The sequence below is a fragment of the Mesorhizobium sp. M7A.F.Ca.AU.002.02.1.1 genome (assembly GCF_003998535.1).
Classification (GTDB): domain Bacteria; phylum Pseudomonadota; class Alphaproteobacteria; order Rhizobiales; family Rhizobiaceae; genus Mesorhizobium; species Mesorhizobium ciceri.
In genome coordinates, this window is the sequence record NZ_RZPB01000192.1 from 1 (window position 1) to 8,882 (window position 8,882).

The 8,882-nt window shown below is 63.0% G+C and carries 9 protein-coding genes and 1 pseudogene; 3 read left to right on the forward strand and 7 right to left on the reverse strand.

Annotation, left to right across the window (positions count from 1 at the left end; all coding sequences use genetic code 11):
- From EN879_RS14175 to EN879_RS14190, 4 genes and pseudogenes are all read right to left on the reverse strand, one after another.
- Positions 1–190 (reverse strand): annotated as a pseudogene (locus tag EN879_RS14175) (hypothetical protein); the annotation flags it as partial.
- A gap of 64 nt (positions 191–254) precedes the next feature.
- Positions 255–1,643, reverse strand: a complete 1,389-nt coding sequence (gene chrA, locus EN879_RS14180) for a chromate efflux transporter (protein WP_063169930.1) — start codon at positions 1,641–1,643, stop codon at positions 255–257.
- Positions 1,640–2,458, reverse strand: coding sequence for a chromate resistance protein ChrB domain-containing protein (locus tag EN879_RS14185; RefSeq protein ID WP_063169929.1), 819 nt, complete (start codon positions 2,456–2,458; stop codon positions 1,640–1,642). Before EN879_RS14185 ends, chrA begins: the two co-directional genes overlap by 4 nt.
- A gap of 215 nt (positions 2,459–2,673) precedes the next feature.
- Positions 2,674–4,479 (reverse strand): IlvD/Edd family dehydratase, encoded by a 1,806-nt coding sequence (locus tag EN879_RS14190; protein WP_013528004.1) that lies wholly within the window; start codon positions 4,477–4,479, stop codon positions 2,674–2,676.
- A gap of 146 nt (positions 4,480–4,625) precedes the next feature.
- Here EN879_RS14190 and EN879_RS14195 point away from each other — a divergent pair, with 146 nt between their 5' ends.
- On the forward strand, positions 4,626–5,078 hold the full coding sequence (locus EN879_RS14195) for a carbon monoxide dehydrogenase subunit G (protein WP_013528005.1): 453 nt from the start codon (positions 4,626–4,628) through the stop codon (positions 5,076–5,078).
- Positions 5,079–5,105: 27 nt separating this feature from the next.
- Here EN879_RS14195 and EN879_RS14200 read toward each other — a convergent pair whose 3' ends face one another.
- Positions 5,106–6,287 carry an Mrp/NBP35 family ATP-binding protein gene (locus tag EN879_RS14200; protein ID WP_063169928.1) on the reverse strand — a complete coding sequence of 394 codons (1,182 nt, stop codon included), beginning with the start codon at positions 6,285–6,287 and terminating at the stop codon, positions 5,106–5,108.
- A gap of 269 nt (positions 6,288–6,556) precedes the next feature.
- On the opposite strand from EN879_RS14200, the gene EN879_RS14205 reads away from it, so the two are divergent.
- A complete protein-coding gene (locus tag EN879_RS14205) occupies positions 6,557–6,934 on the forward strand; it encodes a VOC family protein (protein WP_063169927.1) in 378 nt (125 codons plus the stop codon).
- 11 nt (positions 6,935–6,945) lie between these two features.
- Here EN879_RS14205 and EN879_RS14210 read toward each other — a convergent pair whose 3' ends face one another.
- Together EN879_RS14210 and EN879_RS14215 are read right to left on the reverse strand one after the other, a co-directional pair.
- Positions 6,946–7,950 (reverse strand): inorganic phosphate transporter, encoded by a 1,005-nt coding sequence (locus tag EN879_RS14210; protein ID WP_013528008.1) that lies wholly within the window; start codon positions 7,948–7,950, stop codon positions 6,946–6,948.
- 3 nt (positions 7,951–7,953) lie between these two features.
- Positions 7,954–8,595, reverse strand: coding sequence for a DUF47 domain-containing protein (locus EN879_RS14215; RefSeq protein ID WP_013528009.1), 642 nt, complete (start codon positions 8,593–8,595; stop codon positions 7,954–7,956).
- A 151-nt stretch (positions 8,596–8,746) separates the two neighbouring features.
- On the opposite strand from EN879_RS14215, the gene EN879_RS14220 reads away from it, so the two are divergent.
- A partial coding sequence (locus EN879_RS14220) for a LysR family transcriptional regulator (RefSeq protein ID WP_127274105.1) occupies positions 8,747–8,882 on the forward strand: 136 nt, incomplete at its 3' end.

Here is an 8,882-nt window from a genome sequence, read left to right on the forward strand (position 1 = left end):
ACGCATAGGTGCCCGGTGGCGGCTCGTCGGGCCAGCGATCCTTCATGAGATTGACGAGGGTAAGCTTCACGCCCTCCGGCACAAGGGCTGGATGCAGATCGGCGCCGCGCAATGCATCGTCGAGCTGCCTCAAGTCGCCCGAACGGCCGAACACTCCGAGGAAGCCGAGGGAAGATCGCCGTCCGGCCATGATGTTTCCTTCCATTTCCAGCCCACTTAGGTGGTGGGCAAGCGGATTGCAAAGGCGGTGCTGTCTAACCAGCCGCCGCCAGCAAGATCCCTGCAAGGGCGGATAGCGCGAGTGTCGGCAGCATGCCGACTTTCAGCTTCAGGATGGCGACCATGGCGGCCACGGAAAGCAAGGCCGCGCGCCAGTCGATCGACGAAGGCACCGGCACGTTCATGCCAAGGCCCGTTGCGTGCACCTCACGGAAGATGACGTGCAAGGCAAACCATAGGGCCAGATTCATAATTACCCCGACAACGGCGGCGGTGATCGCGCCCAGTGCGGCCGACAGTGCCTTGTTGCCGCGCAAGGCCTCGATGTAGGGCGCACCGAGGAATATCCAGAAGAAGCAAGGCGTGAACGTCACCCACAGAGTGAGCAAAGCCCCCAGCGATCCGGCAACCAACGGGTCCAGCGAGCCGGAATGGCGGAACGCGGCGATGAAGCCGACGAACTGCAGCACCAGGATGAGCGGCCCTGGCGTGGTTTCGGCGAGCCCAAGGCCATCGACCATTTCACCCGGCACCAGCCAGCCGAAGGACTGGACGGCTGCCTGTGCGACATAAGCGAGGACCGCATAGGCGCCACCGAAGGTGACGACAGCCATGAGACTGAAGAACCGGCCTATCTCGGTCCAGACGCTTGCAGAGCCGGTGAACCACCAGATCAAAAGAACAGGCCCGAGCCAGAGCGGCAGCCAGATCGCGACGGTGCGCGGTGCATGCCATCTGGTCGGTTTGACATGGGCCAGTTCGCCACGCTCGAACATCAGGTCGACCGCTCCCTTGAAGTCGGCAACATCGTCCTTGCCATGGGCCGAGCCGAAAAACAGGGCGGGAGCAATGCGATCCCCCAGCCATCCCGTCAGGCCGGCTAGCAGGACGATGAGCGGAAAGGGCACATTCAACGCATAGATGGCGATGAACGCCGCGACCGCGATCGACACCATGACCCGGTTCTTGAGGGCACGCCGGCTGATCCGGACCACCGCCTCGACGACAATGGCAAGCACAGCCGCCTTGACCCCGAAAAACAGCGCCGCGACAAGCGGCACGTCGCCATAGAGGACGTAGAGGCTGCTCAAGGCGAGCATGACGAGCGCGCCCGGCAAGACGAACAGGATGCCGGCGACAAGGCCGCCGGCCGTCCTGTGCAGCAGCCAACCGATGTAGATGGCGAGTTGCTGGGCTTCCGGGCCAGGCAGCAGCATGCAGTAGTTCAGCGCGTGCAGGAAACGCCGCTCACCGATCCAGCGCCGCTCCTCGACCAGTTCCTTGTGCATCAGCGCGATCTGCCCGGCCGGACCGCCAAAGCTGAGCAATCCGATTTTCGCCCAGACCTTCACGGCCTCGGTGAAGGTCGGTGCAGCCGGCACCGGGACGGTTCCCGCCTTATTGTCCGGGACAAGAGCGGTCACGACGGCTTACCCGCAGCCGGCCAGTTGTGCGTTTCTTCGGTGGCGTCGCGACACCAGCGGAAGAACGCGTCGTAGAGCAGCATGCCTGCTTCCAGTTGTTCCAGATCGTCGCGGTACATACGCGACAGACCAAGCGAGGCAGCCAGAAAGCCGGCCGCCTGAGGCACCAGGTCAAGGCTTGCAGTGTCGGCCGCCCGCACGATTGCAGCGAGGCGATCGAGCGCCGCGGATTCCAGCCCGAACTCCTCGATCATCGTGTCGAAGGTGCAGCGCTCGCCGCGATGGCTCCAAAACACATTGTCGATGTCGAACGGCACGGCCTGAAAGCGGTCGGCAACAGCCAACACTTCAGCGGGTTCGACGAACAGGAACACCGCGTCGGGGTCGACGAAACGCCGGATCAGCCACGGGCAAGCGATGCGGTCGACCTTCGGGCGCGATCGCGTCACCCAGACGTTGGCGCCCTTTTCATTGCGTGGCGACATCTTGGCGGTGCGGGCCAAAAGCCCTCCGGCATCGCGCCAGGCCTCAAACCCGCCTTCGAGAGATTCAGCTGATATCCCCTCATGGCGCAGCCATGCGGCCACGCCTTGCGAGAGCTTTTGCCCCCTCTGGCAAACGACGGCCACCGGCTTGCCGGCGAACGTGGCCGCCCAGGTTGAAACGGTTTTGAAATCGCGACGGCACGACGCCGGCAACAGCCGCGGATCGGCGTCGAAATCTTCATCTATGCGAACATCGACAACGACTGGGGCGCCCGGCAGACCTATGAGCCGGGACAATTGCGGTACGGTGATAGCGGTTGTTGACGGCATGGCGTCCACCTCCTGAAAAGAGAAGCTTGGACGCGAACGTTGGGCTGACGCCTCACGGGGTCGTCGCGATGCACCCCTTGTCATGATGGTGGATTTGTTGGGCGCGCTTGTCAAGGACGGTGGCCGTTCTCGACCTACCCGGCCGCGATGCAACACGCTGACCGGAAAACCGACGGCGGCCTGATTTGATCAAGCCGCCATCCGTCGATCCAGAATCAATGATTGTCCCTGGGGACACCGCTGGTGTGCGCGACATCCTGGTATTTCACCGCCGGCTTCAGCACCATTCCCTCCGAAAACTGCGCGACCATACCGCGCTGGATCTCCTGCCAGGGCGTCTGGTGCTCGGGATAGTGGAAGCCGCCATTGTTCTGCAGTTCGGCGCGGCGCCGGGTGATCTCGTCGTCGGTGACGAGGATGTCGGCCGTGCCCTTGCGCAAGTCGATGCGGACCCGGTCGCCCGTCTTGAGCAGCGCCAGTCCGCCGCCGATCGCCGCTTCCGGCGAGGCGTTGAGGATCGACGGCGAACCCGACGTGCCCGACTGGCGGCCGTCCCCGATGCAGGCGAGCGCGTGGATGCCCTTCTTGATGAGATAGGCCGGCGGCTGCATGTTGACGACCTCGGCACCGCCGGGATAGCCGACCGGGCCGGCGCCGCGCATGAACAGGATGGTGTGTTCGTCGATGCCTTGCGCCGGGTCGTCGATGCGGGCGTGGTAATCCTCCGGCCCGTCGAAAACCATGGCGTTGCCTTCGAAAGCCTCGGGATCCCTAGGATTGGACAGATAGCGCTCGCGAAACTCGGGCGAGATGCCGCTGGTCTTCATGATCGCCGAATCGAACAGATTGCCCCTGAGGTTGATGAAGCCGGCATTGGCCTTCAGCGGCTTGGCGACAGAGCGGATGACGTCGGGGTTTTCGTTGGCGACGCCCTCGCTATTCTCGCCGATCGACTTGCCGTTGACGGTGCGTGCGCCGGGATGCGGCAACAGGTCGCCCTTCATCAGTTCGGCAATGACCGCCGGCACGCCGCCGGCATGATGGTAGTCCTCGCCAAGATATTCGCCCGTCGGCTGCAAATTGACCAGCAGCGGCACATTGAGGCCGACCGTCTGCCAGTCGTCATTGTCGAGCTTGACACCAAGGTGGCGGGCGATGGCATTGAGGTGGATCGGCGCGTTGGTCGAGCCGCCAATGGCCGAATTGACGACGATGGCGTTCTCGAAAGCCTCTCTCGTCATGATGTCGGACGGCTTCAGATCCTCATGCACCATCTCGACGATGCGTTTTCCGGTCTCATAGGAAATCTGGCCACGCTCGCGGTAGGGCGCGGGAATGGCGGCCGAGCCCGGCAACTGCATGCCAAGCGCCTCGGCCAGCGAGTTCATCGTGGTGGCGGTGCCCATGGTGTTGCAATAGCCGGTGGACGGCGCCGACGAGGCGACGATGTCCATGAACTCGTCATAATCGATCTCGCCGGCCGACAGGCGCTGGCGTGATTCCCAGACGATGGTACCGGAGCCGGTGCGCTTGCCCTTGTGCCAGCCATTGAGCATCGGCCCGACCGACAGCGCGATCGCCGGAATGTTGACGGTGGCCGCTGCCATCAGCAGCGCCGGCGTCGTCTTGTCGCAACCGATGGTCAGCACGACGCCATCGAGCGGGTAGCCGTAAAGCACCTCGACCAGGCTGAGATAGGCAAGGTTGCGGTCGAGCGCTGCGGTCGGGCGCTTGCCGGTCTCCTGGATCGGATGGCAGGGGAACTCGAACGGAATACCGCCCATCGAGACGATGCCTTCGCGCACACGCTTGGCCAGTTCGATATGATGACGGTTGCAGGGCGACAGATCCGAGCCGGTCTGGGCGATGCCGATCAGCGGCTTGCCGGACATCAGTTCGGCGCGCGTCAGGCCGTAATTGAGATAGCGCTCGAGATAGAGAGCCGTCATGCCCGGATTGTCGGGATTGTCGAACCACTCCTGCGAGCGAAATTTTTTCTTATGGGTGGGGGCGCCTGCCATCATGGTCTCCGTATTTGTAAGACAAATCGATATGGCAACGCGCGGGAGCAGGCAAGAGGGCGTGCGGTCGCAACCGGACTTTGGTGCGATAGACACGCACCAAGCCGTGCGTTACGGGTTCGGACAGTCTTGTCCGGGAGGTTTTCATGGCTTTGGTGATCGAAGGCGAGGAGCGCATTGCCGCACCGCTGCAAAAAGTGTGGGAAGCGCTGAACGATCCCGAGGTCTTGAAGGCGACCATTCCCGGTTGCCAGAGCCTGGAGATGAAGTCGCCGACCGAGATGGCGGCAACCGTGGTGGTGAAGATCGGACCGATCAAGGCGACGTTCAACGGCGAAGTGACGCTGAAGAACCTGAAGCCGCCGCACTCCTACACCATCCAGGGCGAAGGCAAGGGCGGCATTGCAGGCTTCGCCAAGGGTGGCGCCGACGTGACGCTGACGGCAGATGGACCCGACGCCACGATATTGAACTACGCGGCCAAGGCCGATGTCGGCGGCAAGATCGCCCAACTCGGCAGCCGGCTGATCGAATCGACCTCGAAGAAACTGGCCGGACAGTTTTTTTCCAGCTTCGGCGAGAAGGTCGGCGCGGCCTAGGCTGCAGAGCGGCGGCTACCGAACAAGCTACTCGAAAACAATACTCGGCACCGCCGCTGCCGCAGCACCACGCTCTTCGTTAACCCGGTCCCAGACCTTCGAGGCGATGTCGCGGTAGATTTTCGCCTCGGCGCCGTCGGGCTTGGAGACGACAACCGGCGTGCCGGCATCCGAGCTTTCGCGAATGCCCATCTCGAGTGGCACCTCGCCGAGGAAGGTGACGCCAAGGCGCTCGGCCTCGCGCCGCGCCCCGCCATGACCGAAGATGTCGTAGCGCTTGCCGGTGTCCGGGGCGATGAAATAGCTCATGTTCTCGACGATGCCGAGCAGCGGCACGTCGACCTTCTTGAACATGTTGAGGCCTTTTCGCGCGTCGATCAGGGCCAGGTCCTGCGGCGTCGAGACGATGACGGCGCCAGCCAGCGGCACCTGTTGGGCCATGGTCAGTTGCGCGTCGCCGGTGCCGGGCGGCATGTCGACGACGAGCACGTCGAGCCGACCCCATTCGACTTCACGCAGCATCTGCGTCAGTGCCGACATCACCATCGGGCCACGCCAGATCATCGGCGTTTCCTCGTCGACGAGGAAACCCATCGACATCACCTTCAGGCCGTAATTCTCCATCGGTTTCAGGATCTTGCCGTCGACGGTCTGCGGCCGGCCGTGGATGTTGAGCAGCCTTGGCATGGACGGGCCGTAGATGTCGGCATCGAGCACGCCGACGCGCAGGCCGTTGGCGGCGAGGCCGAGCGCGATGTTGACGGCGGTGGTCGACTTGCCGACGCCGCCTTTGCCGGAAGCAACGGCAATGATCGCTTCGATACCGGGCACGCCACGCTTGCCCGAGCTGTGCGAGGCCGGCGCGTGCGGAGCCGCACGCGGCGCGGCGGCAGCGGGCGCAGCCGGCGGAACGGGCCTGGGTGCGGGGCGCGATGGAACCGGCGCCTCCATGCCGCCGCCCCTCTTCTCCGCCGTCAGCGCGACGACGGCGCCGGCGACACCGGGGATCGCCTTGACGACACGCTCGGCAGCGGCGCGCAGCGGCTCCATTTCCTGGGCGCGGGCGGCGGGAACGGTAATCGAGAAGAAGACCTTCCCGTCGGCGATGAAAATTTCCGAAACCATGCCGAGGTCGACGATGTTGCCGGTGAAATCCGGCCCGTTGACCGTCTTCAGACGCTCGGTGACGATTTCCTTGGTGACGGACATGGCAGTTTTTCCTTACGCAGCTTGCGCCTGAGATGCAGCTTGCACCTGAGATAATGCAGTTTCCGGACAGAACCAAGCCGTGGAGCAATGGCTGTCTTGGCGTGCCTGAAAAACCGGCGGGTCCTGCCGGATTTCATCCGCGCCAAACGTCCTCCAGATAAGCGAGCGCCGATGCGGCCAGCAATCAATCCAGCCGACAGTCGCCAAACGATCGCAGCGACCTATTTCAACGACCAGCACGGGACCGACAAGCCGAGAAGGAGGCGATTATGCTCGCAAACAGCAACGCAACGGCAAATCTGGCGGTAAGCGATCTGGCAAAGGCCAAGGCTTTCTACGAAGGAACGCTTGGCCTGAAACAGGTGCAGGATGAGGGGGGCGAACTGATCGTGTACAAAAGCGGCGATACCACCCTCAACGTCTATCATTCCCAATTTGCCGGAACCAACAAGGCGACAGCGGTGACCTGGATGGTTGGCGACGAGATCGGCAACATCGTCAAGGAGCTGAAGTCGAAGGGCGTCGCCTTCGAGCACTATCAGATGCCGGGCTTGACGCTGGAGGGCGATCTCCACGTCGGTTACGGAATGAAAGTTGCCTGGTTCAAGGATCCAGACGGCAACATCCTGAACCTTGTGGACAGGTAGATTTCTTCACCTCACCTCGCCAGGCCAACCGCGAGGTAGGTGAGCGCCGAAATCAAAGCGGTGGCCGGCAAGGTAACGATCCAGGCGATGACGATGTTGCCGGCAATGCCCCAGCGCACGGCCGAGACGCGGCGGGCGGCGCCGACGCCGATGATGGCGCCGGTGATGGTGTGGGTGGTCGATACGGGAACGCCGAGCCAGGTCGCCGCAAACAGCGTGATCGCCCCACCGGTTTCGGCGCAAAAACCCTGCATCGGGTTCAGCCGGGTGATCTTCGAGCCCATGGTGTGGACGATGCGCCAGCCGCCGAACAGGGTGCCGAGCGCCAGTGCCGACTGGCAAGTGAGGACCACCCACAGCGGCACGTAGAAAGTCGCGCCGAGCATGCCTTGCGAATAGAGCAGCACGGCGATGATGCCCATGGTCTTCTGGGCGTCATTGCCGCCGTGCCCGAGGGAATAGAGCGAGGCGGAAAAGAACTGCATGACGCGGAAGGTGCTGTCGACCGCAAACGGCGTCTGGCGCACGAAGAGCCACGAGACGACGAGAACCAGGACGAGCGCCAGGATAAAGCCCGTCGCTGGCGACAAGACGATTGCCGCGACCGTCTTGCCAAGCCCGGTCCAAACGATGGCGCCCACGCCTGCCTTCGCCACACCGGCGCCGACCAGGCCGCCGATCAGCGCATGCGAGCTGCTCGAAGGGATGCCGGCGATCCAGGTGACGATGTTCCAGACGATGGCGCCGACCAGGGCTGCAAAGATCACCGCCGGGGTGACGATGCTGACGTCGACGATGCCTTTGCCTACGGTCTCGGCAACGTGGAGGCCGAAGAACATGAAGGCGATGAAATTGAAGAATGCCGCCCACAGCACCGCATATTGCGGCCGCAGCACGCGGGTGGAAACGATGGTGGCGATGGAATTGGCGGCGTCGTGCAGGCCGTTGAGAAAGTCGAAGAACAGTGCGACGGCGACGAGGCCGGCCAGCACGGGAAAGGCAATGGTTGCTTCCATCACCTAGACATTCTCAATGACGATGCCGCTGATCTCGTTGGCGACGTCCTCGAAGCGGTCGACCACCTTTTCCAGTTGGCCATAAATCTCGCTGCCGATCATATAGGCCATCGGATCGCTGCTGCCGTGCTTCCTGAAGAGATCCTTCAGCCCTTGCTCGTGCAGGTCGTCGGCCCGGCTTTCGACGCGCATCACCTCTTCGGCGATGGCGTTGAGGCGCACAGTATGCGTTGCGACCTTGTTGAGCAGCGGGATCGCCTCGGCCACCAGCTTGGCGGCGGCGACGATGACGCCACCCATTTCCTGCATCAGCGGATCGAACTCCTTGCGCTCGAACAGCTTCACCGTCTTGACCGTCTTGTGCATCATATCGATGGCGTCATCCATCGACTGGATCAGGTCCTTGATGTCGCCGCGATCGAAAGGCGTGATGAAGGAGCGCCGTACCGCCAGCAGGACTTCCGCGGTGATGTGGTCGGCCTCATCTTCGAGATCGATGATTTTCTGGCACCAGAGATCGATATCCCTGCCCTGGAGAAGCTGCTCCAGCGCCTCGGCGCCGCCGACCACGGTGCGGGAATGTCGTTCGAACAGGTCGAAGAAGCGATCTTCGCGCGGCAAAAGCTTGCGGAACCAGCCCAGCATGGTCGATCTCCCAGTTTCATCCACATAGCGCCGCATTCAGCCGCGGGAAACAGGTAGCCGGCTTAAAGGTGTGGATGCAGGGCAATTGTGCGTGGCGCTTGCGGTAGAGCACAATTTCCCCGACCTTGCAGCGAACGACCGGAAAGATCACATGATCGACAAGCTGGAATTCTTCATCGCGCTCGCCAGGGAGGAGCATTTCGGCCGGGCGGCGGAGGTGTGCGGCGTCACGCAGCCGACGCTGTCGGCCGGCATCAAGCAGTTGGAAGGCCAGCTTGGCGTCATGC

What these genes read in the sequence shown, in the direction of transcription:
- EN879_RS14185 (WP_063169929.1), bottom strand. Translation starts at nt 2,458, where the DNA reads ATGCCGTCAACAACCGCTATCACCGTACCGCAATTGTCCCGGCTCATA.
- EN879_RS14190 (WP_013528004.1), bottom strand. Translation starts at nt 4,479, where the DNA reads ATGGCAGGCGCCCCCACCCATAAGAAAAAATTTCGCTCGCAGGAGTGG.
- EN879_RS14195 (WP_013528005.1), top strand. Translation starts at nt 4,626, where the DNA reads ATGGCTTTGGTGATCGAAGGCGAGGAGCGCATTGCCGCACCGCTGCAA.
- EN879_RS14200 (WP_063169928.1), bottom strand. Translation starts at nt 6,287, where the DNA reads ATGTCCGTCACCAAGGAAATCGTCACCGAGCGTCTGAAGACGGTCAAC.
- EN879_RS14205 (WP_063169927.1), top strand. Translation starts at nt 6,557, where the DNA reads ATGCTCGCAAACAGCAACGCAACGGCAAATCTGGCGGTAAGCGATCTG.
- EN879_RS14210 (WP_013528008.1), bottom strand. Translation starts at nt 7,950, where the DNA reads ATGGAAGCAACCATTGCCTTTCCCGTGCTGGCCGGCCTCGTCGCCGTC.
- EN879_RS14215 (WP_013528009.1), bottom strand. Translation starts at nt 8,595, where the DNA reads ATGCTGGGCTGGTTCCGCAAGCTTTTGCCGCGCGAAGATCGCTTCTTC.